We start from the raw sequence: 14,639 nt of genomic DNA on the forward strand, positions 1-14,639 counted from the left end.
TCGACAAGCTGAATCTCACCGATCATTCCCGCAATCATCGTTGCTACTTTCTGTTTCAGGTTGTTGCCCGCTATGATGAAGTTCCCTTCACTTGCATTATCGTCGCTCCTCGCCCTCACCTCGGCCCACGCTGCCATGCCACAGGTTTACACGCCGAAGCCCGGCAGTGCAGAGCGCACCGCAATTCTCAAAGTACTGCATAACGGCGACACAAGGCCCGAAGCGCGCTTCACCATCCACAAGTTCCGCGTGGTCCGGGGTGGGAGCCGCTCAATCGCGTACGTCGATGGAGAAGGCGAGACTGGTGAATTCCATGCCATCCTGACGCAGCAACCGCCGGCGCCGTGGCGCAAGGTATGGGGCGAAAGCGACGGGGGCAGTGATACCTGCGCCGCCGGCGCGCAGCACTATGCGTGGGCAGTGCATCTGATCCAAAGCTACAAAGTTGCCCCGGATGCTCTTTTTCCCGGCGTCGTACGGCAAGCTCAGGATCTCAAGCGGAGGGCGGCGACGGAGCCAGACCTGCAATGCGTTGGCGATCTCGACGGCGGCCCTGGATCATAAGCCGAGCATCGATGGAAAGCCGAAGATTGTCGGCATCTTGCAGCGCCCCGAACCGAGTGACCCGCATCTCGCCGGCGGAGAGTACGAGACGGCTCACAATCTCCTGGGCGACCGCACAGGCAAAGTTCGCACGGTCCAGACCCATGTGGACATTTTCGCGACGATCGGCTAACCAAGCCGCTCTTCTCCGCGCCTGAGCGCGCCGAAACATTTTCTCCGCCGCAGATCAACGAACGCAGTCGCCGTGACATGCGAATTTTGCCCTGTGGCGTAGGAACCCATTATGAAAGAGATTACGCTTCGCGCTGACTGCGCGAACTGCGCCGCGCTATGCTGCCTCGCCCTCGCCTTTGATCGCTCAGCCTTGTTCGCCATAGACAAGGCCGCTGGTCAGGCATGCCCTCATCTTGACGCAGATGGCGCCTGCGCCATTCACCGCGAACGCTTGGAACGGGGATTTGCGGGCTGTGTAAGCTATGATTGCCTCGGAGCGGGGCAACGAGCCACACAGCTTGTGCCAGGAGCGAAGGACTGGAGGAGCGATCGAGCGATCGTCAAACCCTTGTCTCAGGCATTTGGCGATCTCTTGCGCGCACACGAATCCCTCCATCTTCTGGATTTGGCAGCGATGCTGGATATCTCGTCCGCTGAGCACGGCGTTCTGGCGGATCTACGCGTGGCACTCGTGGAAGCAGGAATAGACGGGCAGAAAATAGCGGCCACTCGATCGCGCATCGACACGTTCCTGAGCGGCCTCAAGGCTGCTGTCGGAAAAGGGAGGCCTTCATCATGTTTGCCTGCCGGCAAGCTTCGGTTGCCCAAACGAAAGTTTGAACAACCGCCGAGCGCGTTAAGCTGAAGGGGTTCAAACTTGAGGGTTTTACGGCATGAAGCTTTACTACGCGCATGGCGCCTGTTCACTTGCCGCATTGATCGCGGCCAATGAAGTCGGCGTGGCACTCGAGCTGATCCGCGTCGATATCAGGACAATACCCCATATTCTGGAGGACGGTACCGATCTACAGCTAGTCAATCCGAAGGGTTACGTACCGTTTCTGGGATTGGACGACGGCGATTTCCTCACCGAAGGCGTTGCCATCCTGCAATATCTGAACGACCAACGCGTAGACGCGCCAGCCGATCAAAGCGGGCGAGCGTGGTACCGAACCCAAGAGTGGCTGACTTTTATCGCAACCGAGCTTCACAAGGGCTTCAGCCCGTGGCTCTTTCATCCTGAATATGGAGAACAGGCAGCGGACGTTGCAAGATCGCGGATCGCCGAGAGGTTCAATTTTCTCGAGCGGCATCTGCAAGCTGACGCGTTTCTGCTCGGCGCGCAGTTCAGCGTAGCCGATGCTTATTGTTTCGCTATCGCGCGGTGGGCGCCCGGCAAGGGGCTCGATCTCTCGCGGTGGCCGGCATTATCGGGCTACCTCGAGCGGTTGGAGGCCAGGCCAAGTATAGCGGACGCCTTGCGCCGCCACGGTTGAAAGCGGTCGCGGTGCAACGGATCGACCGCGCCTCGACCGCAGAACGCGACGCGGCATAACGCCCTTCCCTCGGCGCAGCGCTCTAACTGAAGCAGTGATCGACGCGGGCAAGGCTTCGTGCGACGGAGGGCCGCCGGCGTCGGAGCATCAACGAGGCCTGCCTTGAGGCCCAGACCATGGACTATCGCCGTTGGAGCCCCCCAACACGGCCGATTTCATCGTCCGCTCCGCGGACAGGCTGAACGGTCGATAGGAGCTCGGTGCGGAGCGGACGGCCAGGAGATAGGCGGGCAGAGAACTGCGAGCTGGTGCAACCGGGTTCCCTGGCGGTGCCACGCTGGAGAGCTGTTCGAATGGGAGTGAAGACCGATGCCAACATACCGAGGCGAATGTCATTGTGGCATTGCTCGTTTCGAGATTGAGGCGGACATCGACCATGTTCGGGAATGCGACTGTTCCATATGTCGTCGTCGCGGAGCGCTCATCTTCCGGGTCGCGCCGAATGCGATACGCTTCCTGACGCCGCTGGATCGGCTCATCGTTTACCGGTGGGGGACAGGGACCGCAGCAGATTATATCTGTCCCCAATGTGGCATTATGCCCTTCCGCCGGCCCAGCGCGCTCACGAAAGCGGAAATCGACGCGGGCAAGTCTTCATTCGACGGATGGGCGGTCAACGTAAGGTGCATCGACGGGCTCAACCTTGAGACCTTACCGCGTGTTCGGATAACAGGAAGCGATCTCGATATTTGATCCGCAGGCAGCGTTGACGATTCCCTACCCGCTTGCCCGATTGCAGAGCCCGCTTGCCGCCCGACAAGCATATCAAATGCGACGTCCAGCATCGCTTCCGCTAACAAGCGGGCAGATTTTCATAGGATCATGCAGTGACTCTTCAGCTTTACGGCTTTTGGCGGTCGAACGCCGCATTTCGCGTACGCGTTGCTCTTTCGCTCAAAGAGCTCGCCTTTGAGGAAATCGATGTCGACATCCTATCCGGGCGGCAATTCGATGCCGCTTACGCGCAGGTGAATGCCGAACATGCCGTTCCAACGCTCGTCCACGGTGGCCACCGCCTCTCCCAGTCGCTGGCGATCATCGAATATCTTGATGAATTCCAGCCGGAACCGGCACTCCTGCCCTCCGCACCGCGCGAGCGCGCCTATGCCCGGTCGCTCGCCCTGGTCTCATCAGCCGACGCTCATCCCCTTACCGTTCCGCGTGTGCGCAAGTATCTGGGAGAAGCATTCAGCGCCGATGGGGCGGCCATCGAGAGATGGTGCCGGCACTGGGTCGCGGAAGGGCTCGCCGCTTATGAGCGGCTTCTGGACCAACGTCCGGCAGCACCCTTCGCGCTCGGTCAGGACGTGACGATCGCCGATATCTGCATCGCGGGCCAAGTCGCCCTCGCCGATGTATACGGGATGGATCGCGCCGTATTCCCGGCGGTCGATGCTTTGGCCAGTCGCTGTTTCGCTTTGCCCGCCTTTACCGATGCCCACCCCTTCCAGCAGAGTGGATACAAGGCGGCGAACGAGCGCTAGGCTATAAAGTCTCGCACTCTGCTGGGAGTCGGCAGCCGATCACCACGGTCTCATTTGTCGGCAAATCCCGCAATTTTTGCTCAGTTCCGCGTCTCGGCGTGCAATGAGGGTAGCGCCTCATCGGTATCGGCCGCGCCGCTGCGCTTCGAACGATGGGGCGTGTGCGCGTGAAGGAAGCGTTGGCCCTGCGAGGCAGAGAGAAGAACAGCATCGTCCTGCCCGGGATCGTAGCCGCCGGCGGCTGGGTACGGATGATCTAAACTCGCCACCTGCGATATCCATAGGTGGGATGATCCGGTTTTTCCTGCTAGAAACCGGACTATGTCCGCCTCGAATGTACTTCCCCAAGCTCCGCGTCGCTCCCTTGTCGAGACGGCCATCGATCTCATCCGTACGCAGGTGGAAACCGGCGCATGGAAGGTCGGCGAGCGCATTCCCAAAGAAGCGGAACTGGCACACATGCTTCAGGTCGGGCGCAATACCGTGCGGGAGGCCTTTCGCGTCCTTTCCCACGCCAAGCTTCTCGAGGTGCGGCAGGGTGACGGCACGTATGTCCGCTCCAGTATCGATTCCGCCGAGGTGATGCGCCGCGTCGCGCGGGCAAGCCTCCTTGACCATTTCGAGATGCGGGCGGTGCTGGAGACAGCGGCGGCACGCCTGGCGGCGGAGAGACGCACGAAGGAGGATCTCAAGCGGCTGACGAAGCTCCTCGGTGCACGTGGCGACCTCACCAAGGAATCGGACACGAAAGCGTTCGTCGAAAATGACGCTGAGTTCCACCTCGCCGTGGCGCAGGCCTCGCATAATGAGGCATTAGCCGATCTCTATCGCTATTTCGCAGCGTCGGTCCGCGCCAATACCTCGGCCGCCCTCGCACAGGTCGACGTTCCGGAGCCGGACCTCGCCGCGCACCTCCGTATCCTGACCGCAATACGCGATCAGAAGCCGGAGCACGCTGCCGAAGCAGCGCACGCCGTCGTTGCGCCGATCATCGATGCCTTGAAGTCGGTCATCGGCAGTTAGTCGTCCAAAACTGGCGCATGATACCCGTCGGTCACCGAGCAGAACCGACCCCTTCCTGGCTGCCGCTTCAGTTTCCCCGCGCCCGTGATCTGATCAGTCCGAGCCTGCGATGCCGGCCAGAATAAGGTCGATGCCGGCCAGGAACTGCTCACGGTCGTCGTGATCCGCCAACTGCGCCGCGACCTGCCGCACGAAGGGGTGACGCTTCGGATCGAGTTGAGACCATTGGGCGGCAATGGCGCCCAAAATTTCAGCGCGGTTAGCACCGGCCGCCAATCGACGCGCGCGAAGCGCATATTGACCAGCAAGCCCGAGAATAAAGCTCAGCAATGCCGTGGCGGCATTGAAGCGATTGGCCTCCGACACGCCCAGCGCGTCCAACTGAGCGCCGACACCCTCCAGGATTCTCAGGACCGCATATTGCCAAGGATCGCCTGAAAGCTGCGCACCTACCCAAGGGTGTGTCTCCAGGGTGTCGAACACTGCCATAGCCAGCGCGCGGATGACCTCCCGGGGCGAAGTACCCTCAACAGACCGAGGTAGCGCCTCGGCAATGATCCGGTCAGTCGCAGCGGCGAGCAGGGCGTCCTTGTCCGCTACATGCCAGTAAATCGCGCCGCTCCCCGTCGCGAGCTGCTTCGCAAGGGCGCGGAACGTCAGACCAGGTACGCCTTGCGTGTCGAGGATCGCGATCGCGGTTTCCACGATCACGTCCTTCGTGAGGGCCTCTGCACGGCGATCGGTTCGTCTGGTGTGATCAGGCATGCCGCCCTTATTGACAGTTCTGGAACGCTGATCCAATAGCGAATCATGGAACAGTGTTCCAGACTTGAATGGAGCGTTGCTGTGGTCCCTGTCACAATCATCGGAGCCGGCCTTGGTGGGCTGGTCCTTGCCCGCATTCTCCATCTCCATGGCGTTCCCGTCACAGTTTATGAGGCCGAGCTGTCGCCGGACGCGCGATTGCAGGGCGGCCTGCTCGACATTCATGCCAACGACGGTCAGGTCGCGCTCGCCGCGGCAGGGCTGACCGAGGCTTTCCGCGCGATCGTCCATCAGGGCGGGGAAGCGACACGGCTGCTTGATGCTGCGGGAACGGTCCTGTTCGAGGACGCGGATGACGGCACGGGTGGTCGGCCCGAAGTGCCACGCGGCGAGCTTCGCCGCATCCTGCTCGACTCCTTGCCCGTTGGGTCGGTGGAGTGGGGACGCAGGCTCGCGGCTGTCGCTCCCCTTGGCGCGGGGCGGCACCAACTGACGTTCGAGGACGGATCGGTCAGCACCAGCGATCTGCTCGTCGGCGCGGATGGCGCGTGGTCGAAGATACGACCGCTGCTGAGCAACGCCGTGCCGGCATATACGGGCGTATCCTTCATCGAGACGTGGCTCCACGATGTGGACACATGTCATCCTGCAACAGCCAGGGCGGCAGGCACCGGGGGACTGATGGTTCCCGCCTCGGGGAAAGGCATCTTCGCGCACCGCGAATCCGGGGCCGTTCTTCATGCCTACATCGCTCTTGCCCGACCCGTAGACTGGTTCGCGTCAATGGACTTCGGCAATCCGACCGTGGTTAGGACCCGATTGGCCGCCGAGTTTGAAGGCTGGTCGCCCGCGCTCACGGCGTTGATCACCGAAGCGGACACACCGGCCGTGTTCAGGCCGCTCTATTCTCTTCCAACAGGCTTGAGCTGGCCACGCGTTCCGGGCGTAACGCTGATAGGTGACGCTGCGCACCTTGCTCCCCCGGCTGGGGAGGGTGCGAACCTGGCCCTGCTCGACGGCGCCGAGCTTGCGGCGGCGGTCGTCGCTCATCGCAACGATCCCGAGGCCGCGCTTGCCGCTTACGAGCGAGCGATGTTCGCTCGGGCCGCAACCTCCGCGTCGGACGCGCACCGTATGCTGGAGCTCATGATCGATGAGCAAGCGCCGCTCGGCATGCTCGACTTCTTCAACAACGCTGTGGCGCACCGGGATGCTCGTTCGGCATCCACGCGGCTGCCAGATTGGGAGGCTTGAGCGCCATGGTCAAGATGTATGACGTGTTGATCGCCGGCGCCGGCCCGGTCGGCCTGTTCCTGGCATGCGAGCTCGCCCTCGGTAGCTGTTCAGTGCTCGTGCTGGAGAAGGCCACCGATCCAGCCTCCCCGCTGAAACGGTTGCCGTTCGGAATGCGCGGCCTCTCGGCGACGAGCTTGGACGCCCTTTATCGGCGCGGGTTGCTTGACCAGATCTCGGCCGGGCAGCCGCATGACATACGGAAGGTGGCGCACTGGATGCAGCAGGCACGCCGACCAGTCGGCCACTTCGCCGGCATCCAGTTCTTCGAGGAGGATATCGAGAGCACCGGCTGGCCATATTATTGCCCAGGGCCGGGTGGGCTCGGCATGTCGACAACCTTGGAACACCTCGAGGCGGTACTGACGAGGCGCGCAGAAGAACTGGGTGTCGAGCTTCGCCGCGGGGTCGAGGTCGCTCGCGTCGTCCAATCGGCGGGTGAAGTTGTCGTCGGTGCTGGCGACGAAACCTATCGGGCCAATTGGCTGGTCGGATGCGATGGCGGTCGCAGCATTGTGCGCAAAGCCGGTGGTTTCGGCTTTAACGGAACCGATCCGGAGTTCACTGCCTATTCGGTCGAGGTCGAGCTCTCCAACCCGGACGCCCTTCAACCCGGCCAGCACGTCACCGCCACAGGCGTCTATGTCTACGCCAAGCCCGGCGTGATGACGATTGCCGAGTTCGACGGTGGGGCACACCATCGGACGGAACCGATCACGCGAGAGCACATCCAGGCGCTGCTGCGCCGCGTGTCGGGCATCGACATGGGCGTTCAATCGCTGCGGCTGGCGACAACCTGGACCGATCGCGCCTTTCAGGCCGATGCGTACCGCCGGGAACGCGTGTTGCTGGCGGGCGACGCCGCGCACATTCATTCACCGCTTGGCGGTCAGGGGCTCAACCTTGGGCTGGGCGACGCGCTGAATCTTGGATGGAAACTCGCCGCTGTCATTCGCGGCGAGGCCCCTGCAGGACTTCTCGACAGCTACGAGACCGAGCGACACCCTGTTGCTGCACAGGTGCTCGACTGGTCGCGCGCCCAGGTCGCGCTGATGCGGCCCGAGCCGGCGTCCCGAGCACTTGCTGCCATCCTTCGCGACCTGATCGCAACGCGTGACGGTGCAAGCTACTTCGCCGAACGTAAGTCCGGCATGTCGCTCCGCTATGATCTGGGCAGTGACCATCCCCTGGTGGGACGAAGTGCGCCGGACATCCTGTTCACCGGAGGAGCCAGGCTCGGTGAACTGCTGCGTGACGGTCGCGCCATCCTGCTCGATTTCAGCAACGATGCACCGCTGGCCAGCATTCAGGACGTTTTCGGCAGCAGGCTCCGCTACCTCGCCGCAGAAGCCGAAGAGCACTTTGGCATTTCAGCAATGTTCGTGCGTCCCGATGGCATTGTCGCCTGGGCTACGGAAATGGTGCCGGCCCCCAACGAGGCACGAATCGCGATCTCCCGCTGGGTTGGAGAAAATCAGAGCTGAGCGCCAACGGGTTTGGGCAAAAACCACCATCCGATGCCATTCCCTGGCCCGCTCCGCCGGGGATCAATCGTCTGTTTTTGACTATCGCGCACTCTGTAGTGCCTGCGCGGGCTCAAACGACGTCGAGCGCTTCGCCCGCGAGCAGGCGGCGCGCGAGGACCTGCGCTTCGTCCATTGAGCCAGTCGCGACCTGTGGCGTGCCAAAGGCACGCACCAGATTGGGGAGCATAGCCTCCAGTTCGGCACGCCGCGCGGCATCGGACTCAACGACGATCAAGCCCAGGCACACCTTTGCAAGTCGATCCTTGTTCTGCTTCAGCCAGGCACCGCGGACCTTGCGGTCTTCATGGGTCTCGTCGCGCTCGGCCTTTGGGTAGATCAGCACGAAGCGCGCACCGCCCTCAATGAGCGCGTCCATTTCAGCGCACCAGGCCGGACCATAGCCGGAATCGGCAGCCACGCTGCGGAAGCGCACCACCGGGAAATCTGCAATGTCATGGAGAGAGAGCGTCGGACTGGGCACGGGTGAGTTCCTCACGGCGATAGAGAGGGTGATCCTAACATCCCATGTTTATTGACATTGCGACCGAGTCGCAATAGGGCTGAAAAGAACTTTCAGGAGCCCACGCTATGAGAGTACCGCGCCTTGTTTGGCGGTGCGTTTCTCAGCCAAAGACGCATCTCGCATCTGTCATCGCGGTGGGCTCAATCCGACCGGCGGTGCATCTGGAAGCGTCGATCGCGTCCCAGGCGATGACCCTATGGTCCTTTCGACGATCATCGTCACAGATACGCTACCTCGGCCCACCGAACGACCCGACGGGATTGTCGCTCGCATTGACAGCACCGGTATCAGGAATGCTTCCATGGCAACGGTCACGTCGTCACCGGAAGCCTCGGCTTCCGTCGGTAGATTGCTTTTCCTCCGACCGACCAGTCAATTTCACCCTGCGGCGCGGCGAGCGCTTCCCTCGAGCAGATGGCGGCGGTCAACCAGCCCCTGCCCGACTATATCGAAGAATGCCCGCACGCGAGCGGTGTTGCGAAGATCCCGATGCGTAATCAGCCAGAGCTCGCGCGTGAGCGCCGCTTCGGGAAGAGAGACGCTCTCGATATCCGTTTCCTGATCGCCCAGGTAGCAGGGCAGAAGCGCCATCCCGATCCCCGCCTTCACCGCCATCATCTGGTTGATCAGGCTGCTCGAACGATAGACGATCTGATTCCCCGACACCGTGTCGGTCAGCCATTTGGCCGCCGCAGCGACAGCCGAACTGTCCCAACCGATGAAGCGATGCCCCTCGAAGGGCACTGTAACGGGCCGGTCGTGATCGGCCAGATAGCGAGGACTGGCATAAAGCGCCCAGGCGGTCTCGGCGATCTGCCGCCCGAACAAATCGCCCTCCACGGGCCGCGTGGCCCGGATCGCGATGTCGGCTTCACGGCGGAGCAGGTCGAGCTGCCGATTGTCGACGAGCAGTTCGACCGTAATCCCCTCATGCCTGGACCTGAACTCGGCGAGCAGATCGTTGAGGATGCGATAGGCCAAGGACTCCGAGCAGGTGATCCGCAGGTTACCCGAAAGACGCGCGTCGCGCCCGGAAATCTCTCGATCGACCGCGAGCGCCTCAAGTTCCATCCGTTCAGCGGCAAGCAGCATCCGATCCCCCGCCTCCGTGGGCGTGTAGGCTCCGCCGTTCCTGTCGAACAACTGCGCTTCGAGCTTGGCCTCAAGCGCGTTGAGCCAGCGGAAGATCGTCGAATGATCGTTTCCGAGCTCCTTTGCGGCACCTTTCAACGAGCCGGCGCGGTTGATGGCGAGGATAAGCCTGAAGTCGTTCCAATCCATGAATTCGCTTGCTCATCGGAAAGTGTGTTGGCCAGATTTTGGCCGGCGCTTGCAGATCTGCATACGGGGCAGAAATCGCCCCTGCAACGATCCGGCGATTGCAGCCTCGCAATGGCCGCTTGCGAAGCCCCAAACGCGACGAGCAGCGTGGTCCCGTTATGACGTGCGGATTCCGGGGTGATCGCGCCCATCATTCCGAGATGATGTCGCCCGGCATTCCGATTTGATGCCGCCCACCGTTCCGAGATGATGCCGCCCATCATTCCGGAATGATGCCGCCCACCCGGTGCGGTGTTTGGAAGGTCAGTTTCGGTCGTCGAGGATCGCTCCTTTTGGGGAGGTCCGATGCCGACGGAGAGACTGAGCATGCGTCGTGTACGCGAGATATTGAGGCTGATCCGTGACGCGGACATGCCGGCCCGTGCGGTTGCCCGCCAGCTCGGCGTGGCGGCCTCGACGGTGCGGGAGACGGTGCGTCGGTTCGATGCGTCGGGCATGGAATGGCCGCTGCCACCGGGGTTGAACGATACGGCGCTGGAGAGCCGTCTGTATGGTCCGGCGGGGTCGAAGCAGGGTCATCGACGGCGCGCGGAGCCTGACTGGGCGGCAGTGAACCGAGAGCTCAAGCGCAAGCACGTGACGCTGCAGGTGCTTTGGGACGAGTATATCGAGCTTCATCCCGACGGCTATCGCTACAGTCGGTTCTGCGAACTGTATCGCGGCTGGGAAGCTCGACTGCCGGTGACGATGCGGCAGAACCACATCGGCGGCGACCGGATGTTCGTCGATTATGCCGGCGACACGGTGCCGGTGGTGGTGGACCGGCTGACCGGGGAAATCCGCGACGCGCACATCTTCGTGGCGGTGATGGCGGCATCAAGCCTGTCGTTCGCGTTCGCGACGTGGAGCGAGACGCTGCAGGACTGGAGCGACGCGCACGTGCGGGCGTTCGCGTTCTTTGGCGGTGCCGCTCGCCTGCTGGTGCCTGACAACGCCAAAGTCGCGGTGATCAAGGCGTGCCTGTACGATCCGCAGGTCAACCGCAGCTATGCCGAACTCGCGGCGCATTACGACACCGCTGTGCTGCCGGCGCGGCCGTATCGCCCGCGCGATAAAGCGAAGGTCGAGGCCTGCGTCGGCATCATCGAGCGGTGGCTGCTGGGGCGGCTTCGCCACCGGGTCTGGTATGGGCTGGGCGAATTGAATGCCGCGATCGCCGACCTGCTCGCGCGCCTCAATGACGAGCGTGTGTTGCGGCGGTTCGGGCGGACGCGCCGCCAGCTGTTCGAAGAGATCGACGCACCACACCTGAAGTCGCTGCCGGCGACGGCCTATGTTCTGGCGCAGTGGCGCCGAGCCCGGGTCGGGCTCGATTATCATGTCGAGGTCGAGAAGCACTTCTACTCGGTGCCCTATCGCCACGTCCGTGCGGCGGTCGAGGTGCGGCTGACGGCACGAACCATCGAGATCTTCGCTGCTGGCGAACGGATCGCGGCGCACATGCGCGGCTCCGGCAATGGCCGCCACACCACGATCAACGATCACATGCCCTCAAGCCACCGGCGCTACGCGGACTGGACGATCGAGCGGATCGTCGCGGAGGCGGCGGGGCTTGGCCCTTCGGTGAAACTGCTGTGCGAGATGATCCTCCAGGATCGCCCGCATCCCGAACAGGGGTATCGGTCGTGCCTGGGGATCTTGCGGCTGGCACGAGCCTACGGCGCCGCCCGCCTCGATGCCGCGGCGCTACGCGCACTCGAGATCGGCGTGCGCAATTACGGATCGGTGAAATCCATCCTCGAGAAGAAGCTCGACGGCCAGCCGCTGCACGAGCCCCGCGCGCCGGACGAAGCGGGCATCGACCATCCCAACATCCGCGGTTCCAGCTACTACCACTGAGGAGACCTGTCGTGCTGACCCATCCTACTCTCGACCAACTCCATGCCCTTGGCCTGTACGGAATGGCCAAAGCGTTCGGCGAACTCGGCAAGCACGGCGATACGCCGCAACTCGCGCACGCCGAATGGCTCGGTCTGCTGCTCGACCGAGAGATCGTCCATCGCCACGACAAGCGGCTCGGCGCGCGGCTGCGCCACGCCAGGCTCCGGCACAATGCCGCCCCCGAGGACATCGATTATCGTAGCGCGCGTGGGCTGGACCGCCGGCTCGTTGAAAAGCTGCTGAAGGGCGACTGGATCGACGCACACGACAATCTAGCGCTGTGCGGCCCGACCGGGATCGGCAAGAGCTGGCTTGCCTGTGCGATCGGCCACAAGGCCTGCCGCGACAATCGTTCGGTCCTCTATACCCGGTTCCCGCGCCTGCTTGACGACCTGGCGCTGTCGCGCGGCGATGGTCGCATCGCGCGCAAGCTCAAGAGCCTTGGCCAGGTCGAGCTCCTGATCCTGGACGACTGGGGACTTCAGCCGCTCGACGCTCAGGCCCGCCACGATCTCCTCGAAATCCTCGAGGACCGCTACGGACGTAAATCCACCATCGTCACCAGCCAGCTCGACATCGCGTCCTGGCACCGCGCCATCGGTGACGCCACCTACGCCGACGCGATCCTGGATCGGCTCCTTCACAATGCCCACCGTATCGAACTCACCGGCGACTCCTTGCGCCGGTCAAAGCCGACCGCCGCAGGTTGACGTTCCACCGCCAAAAATGCCAACCACACACTGTCGACCAAACGACCCTTCAGGTGGGCGCGATCATCCCGGAACGCTGGGCGCGATCATCTCGGAATAGACGGGCGGCATCGTCGGAATCCGCAATGACGAGCAACGACATCGCCCCGCGCCGCAAGCAGACCATCGTCACGCGTGAGCAAAGGCAGGCAGCAAGCTCCACAAGGTGATGGAGATCGAGAACGAAAGCATAAGCATGGGATCGACCGTACATTTCAACGAGTGCAATTCGGATCCGGCGCTTCCGCCAACGGACAAACTGCCGATTTCCGGACTTTTGGCGCTGGCCACCGCAGCCTTCATCGCTCTTCTGACGGAGGTCATGCCGGCAGGGCTACTCTCTTCCATCGCAAGCGGCCTGCGTGTTTCCGACAGCTTCGCGGGCCAGTTTATCACCGCCTATGCGGCAGGAGCCTTCCTCGCCGCCATCCCTGTTACCTCGCTTACACAAGGTGTCCGGCGACGCTCCTTACTGCTTGTGACCATTGCCGGCTTTGCCACCGTCAATGCAGCCACTGCGCTTTCCAGCCATTACCTTCTCTCTATCGTTGCCCGCTTTCTCGCAGGCGTGTTCGGCGGACTGCTGTGGTCACTCCTGGCCGGGTATGCGGCGCGCATGTCACCGGCGCATCTGAGCGGCCGCGCGATTGCGATCGCTGCGTCCGGCGCGACGATTGCCGTCGTATTTGGTGTGCCGCTCTCGACGTTGCTCGGAAGCCTGGTCGGCTGGCAAGGCGCGTTCGGCGTGATGTCTGCTTTGTCGCTGGTCGTGATTGGTTGGGTGATCGCAGTCGTCCCGGATTTCCCAGGGCAGTCAAAGGCAGAGCGTCAGTCGCTCGTGGCGCTTTTCAACATCCAGGGGATTCGCCCGATCCTCTTTCTGGTGTTCACCTTCATCCTGTCGCACAACACCCTGTATATCTACATCGAGCCCCTCCTCCGGCCCTCTGGTCTTTCCGGGAGCGTTGGCATCGTTCTTTTCACCTTCGGCCTGGGGTCGCTGGCCGGGCTTTGGCTCGTCGGCATGCTCGTCGATCGTCGTCTTGAGCTCCTCGCCTTGGCGAGCGTTTTGTTTTTCACTCTGGCGGTCTTGCTGCTGGCCCTTTGCGGCAACATCCCGTCGGCCGTTTATCCAACGGTCATCGTGTGGGGCCTGGCGGTCGGCGGCTTCGCGACGATCACGCAAGCCGCCCTCGCACGCTTCGCCGGTAGCGCAGTGGATGTTGCTCAGGCCATGTATACAACCGGCTGGAACACCGCAGTCGCCGTCGCCGGCATGCTGGGCGGCGTTCTGCTTGATGGTCCAGGGACCATCGTGTTCCCGTGGGTCGTGGCCGTCGTCCTTGTATTGGCGCTTGCCGGCGTCCTGAGCATGAACAGGGCTTTGCACCGGCGAATATAGCGGCTTCGTCGGCTAGCCTGCTGTCGCAACAGCATCCCCCAGGAGCATGGACTTTTCCGCGCTTCCCTTGAGTGCAGCTGCGCAAGCTGCACTTTCGAAACGCCAACACCAGTATCTTTGAAACGTCTCTATGGTCTGGGTTGAACCGGCGAGCAGGCTCTCGTCGCAATTCAAATCTAGCAACGCAGAGGCGCGATGAGCACCAACAATGCCTGGGCTTTGCTCGTCTTTTCGGGACTGGTCGATGTGGCGTGGGCGGCGAGCGTTAAGATGTCGGCGGGCTACACCCGCTTCGGTTGGACGGCCACGTCTATCGTCCTGCTGATCCTTTTCATCGTCTCACTCGGCCGCGCCCTTCAGGTTCTTCCTGTGGGCTCGGCGTATGCCGTCTGGACCGGGATCGGCGCCGTCGGATCAGTAGCCTTGGGGATCCTGGTGTTCCGGGAGGCGGCAACGGCAGCACGGCTGATCTGGATTGCGGTCACACTGGTGGGGATCGTCGGCCTCAAGACAACAAGCATGTGATCGGAGATCAAGC

The 14,639-nt window shown here is 62.6% G+C and carries 15 protein-coding genes; 12 read left to right on the top strand and 3 right to left on the bottom strand.

Annotation, left to right across the window (positions count from 1 at the left end; translation table 11 throughout):
• The first annotated feature begins 72 nt into the window (after positions 1-72).
• The 6 genes from J0A91_RS20365 (at position 73) to J0A91_RS20385 (ending at position 4,621) form a co-directional block, all read left to right on the top strand.
• Positions 73-564: a hypothetical protein gene (locus tag J0A91_RS20365; protein WP_069206428.1), complete on the top strand. Its 492-nt coding sequence runs from the start codon at positions 73-75 to the stop codon at positions 562-564.
• A gap of 283 nt (positions 565-847) precedes the next feature.
• The gene (locus J0A91_RS20370; RefSeq protein WP_150127006.1) at positions 848-1,423 is read left to right on the top strand and encodes a hypothetical protein; all 576 of its coding nucleotides are present in this window, start codon (positions 848-850) and stop codon (positions 1,421-1,423) included.
• A 28-nt stretch (positions 1,424-1,451) separates the two neighbouring features.
• Positions 1,452-2,054 (top strand): glutathione binding-like protein, encoded by a 603-nt coding sequence (locus J0A91_RS20375; protein ID WP_069206431.1) that lies wholly within the window; start codon positions 1,452-1,454, stop codon positions 2,052-2,054.
• Positions 2,055-2,423: 369 nt separating this feature from the next.
• Positions 2,424-2,807: a GFA family protein gene (locus J0A91_RS25320; protein WP_083224822.1), complete on the top strand. Its 384-nt coding sequence runs from the start codon at positions 2,424-2,426 to the stop codon at positions 2,805-2,807.
• 134 nt (positions 2,808-2,941) lie between these two features.
• Entirely contained in the window at positions 2,942-3,598 is a 657-nt protein-coding gene (gene maiA, locus J0A91_RS20380; RefSeq protein WP_069206432.1) for a maleylacetoacetate isomerase, read from the top strand.
• A 321-nt stretch (positions 3,599-3,919) separates the two neighbouring features.
• Positions 3,920-4,621 (top strand): FadR/GntR family transcriptional regulator, encoded by a 702-nt coding sequence (locus J0A91_RS20385; RefSeq protein ID WP_069206433.1) that lies wholly within the window; start codon positions 3,920-3,922, stop codon positions 4,619-4,621.
• A gap of 93 nt (positions 4,622-4,714) precedes the next feature.
• Here the strand turns inward: J0A91_RS20385 and J0A91_RS20390 are convergent, their stop codons facing one another.
• Entirely contained in the window at positions 4,715-5,386 is a 672-nt protein-coding gene (locus J0A91_RS20390; protein ID WP_069206434.1) for a TetR/AcrR family transcriptional regulator, read from the bottom strand.
• A gap of 81 nt (positions 5,387-5,467) precedes the next feature.
• Here J0A91_RS20390 and J0A91_RS20395 point away from each other — a divergent pair, with 81 nt between their 5' ends.
• Together J0A91_RS20395 and J0A91_RS20400 are read left to right on the top strand one after the other, a co-directional pair.
• Positions 5,468-6,640 carry an FAD-dependent oxidoreductase gene (locus J0A91_RS20395; RefSeq protein ID WP_083224993.1) on the top strand — a complete coding sequence of 391 codons (1,173 nt, stop codon included), beginning with the start codon at positions 5,468-5,470 and terminating at the stop codon, positions 6,638-6,640.
• 5 nt (positions 6,641-6,645) lie between these two features.
• The gene (locus J0A91_RS20400; protein WP_206364939.1) at positions 6,646-8,163 is read left to right on the top strand and encodes an FAD-dependent monooxygenase; all 1,518 of its coding nucleotides are present in this window, start codon (positions 6,646-6,648) and stop codon (positions 8,161-8,163) included.
• A 112-nt stretch (positions 8,164-8,275) separates the two neighbouring features.
• Here J0A91_RS20400 and J0A91_RS20405 read toward each other — a convergent pair whose 3' ends face one another.
• Entirely contained in the window at positions 8,276-8,686 is a 411-nt protein-coding gene (locus tag J0A91_RS20405) for a hypothetical protein (protein WP_069206437.1), read from the bottom strand.
• Positions 8,687-9,106: 420 nt separating this feature from the next.
• Positions 9,107-10,009 carry a LysR family transcriptional regulator gene (locus J0A91_RS20410; protein ID WP_069206438.1) on the bottom strand — a complete coding sequence of 301 codons (903 nt, stop codon included), beginning with the start codon at positions 10,007-10,009 and terminating at the stop codon, positions 9,107-9,109.
• A gap of 366 nt (positions 10,010-10,375) precedes the next feature.
• Between J0A91_RS20410 and istA the strand changes: the two genes are divergently transcribed.
• The 4 genes from istA to J0A91_RS20430 all read left to right on the top strand — a co-directional run bounded on the left by istA (position 10,376) and on the right by J0A91_RS20430 (position 14,626).
• The gene (gene istA, locus J0A91_RS20415) at positions 10,376-11,908 is read left to right on the top strand and encodes an IS21 family transposase (protein WP_083224994.1); all 1,533 of its coding nucleotides are present in this window, start codon (positions 10,376-10,378) and stop codon (positions 11,906-11,908) included.
• 11 nt (positions 11,909-11,919) lie between these two features.
• Complete coding sequence (istB, locus tag J0A91_RS20420; RefSeq protein WP_069206440.1) at positions 11,920-12,660, top strand: IS21-like element helper ATPase IstB; 741 nt, start codon at positions 11,920-11,922, stop codon at positions 12,658-12,660.
• Positions 12,661-12,868: 208 nt separating this feature from the next.
• Positions 12,869-14,101 (top strand): MFS transporter, encoded by a 1,233-nt coding sequence (locus tag J0A91_RS20425; protein ID WP_240502313.1) that lies wholly within the window; start codon positions 12,869-12,871, stop codon positions 14,099-14,101.
• A 195-nt stretch (positions 14,102-14,296) separates the two neighbouring features.
• A complete protein-coding gene (locus J0A91_RS20430; RefSeq protein WP_069206441.1) occupies positions 14,297-14,626 on the top strand; it encodes a DMT family transporter in 330 nt (109 codons plus the stop codon).
• The last annotated feature ends 13 nt before the right edge of the window (positions 14,627-14,639 follow it).

The organism is Sphingomonas panacis (assembly GCF_001717955.1).
Classification (GTDB): Bacteria; Pseudomonadota; Alphaproteobacteria; order Sphingomonadales; family Sphingomonadaceae; genus Sphingomonas; species Sphingomonas panacis.

What these genes read in the sequence shown, in the direction of transcription:
- J0A91_RS20365 (WP_069206428.1), top strand. Translation starts at nt 73, where the DNA reads ATGATGAAGTTCCCTTCACTTGCATTATCGTCGCTCCTCGCCCTCACC.
- J0A91_RS20370 (WP_150127006.1), top strand. Translation starts at nt 848, where the DNA reads ATGAAAGAGATTACGCTTCGCGCTGACTGCGCGAACTGCGCCGCGCTA.
- J0A91_RS20375 (WP_069206431.1), top strand. Translation starts at nt 1,452, where the DNA reads ATGAAGCTTTACTACGCGCATGGCGCCTGTTCACTTGCCGCATTGATC.
- J0A91_RS25320 (WP_083224822.1), top strand. Translation starts at nt 2,424, where the DNA reads ATGCCAACATACCGAGGCGAATGTCATTGTGGCATTGCTCGTTTCGAG.
- J0A91_RS20385 (WP_069206433.1), top strand. Translation starts at nt 3,920, where the DNA reads ATGTCCGCCTCGAATGTACTTCCCCAAGCTCCGCGTCGCTCCCTTGTC.
- J0A91_RS20390 (WP_069206434.1), bottom strand. Translation starts at nt 5,386, where the DNA reads ATGCCTGATCACACCAGACGAACCGATCGCCGTGCAGAGGCCCTCACG.
- J0A91_RS20400 (WP_206364939.1), top strand. Translation starts at nt 6,646, where the DNA reads ATGGTCAAGATGTATGACGTGTTGATCGCCGGCGCCGGCCCGGTCGGC.
- J0A91_RS20410 (WP_069206438.1), bottom strand. Translation starts at nt 10,009, where the DNA reads ATGGATTGGAACGACTTCAGGCTTATCCTCGCCATCAACCGCGCCGGC.
- istA (WP_083224994.1), top strand. Translation starts at nt 10,376, where the DNA reads ATGCGTCGTGTACGCGAGATATTGAGGCTGATCCGTGACGCGGACATG.
- J0A91_RS20425 (WP_240502313.1), top strand. Translation starts at nt 12,869, where the DNA reads ATGGAGATCGAGAACGAAAGCATAAGCATGGGATCGACCGTACATTTC.
- J0A91_RS20430 (WP_069206441.1), top strand. Translation starts at nt 14,297, where the DNA reads ATGAGCACCAACAATGCCTGGGCTTTGCTCGTCTTTTCGGGACTGGTC.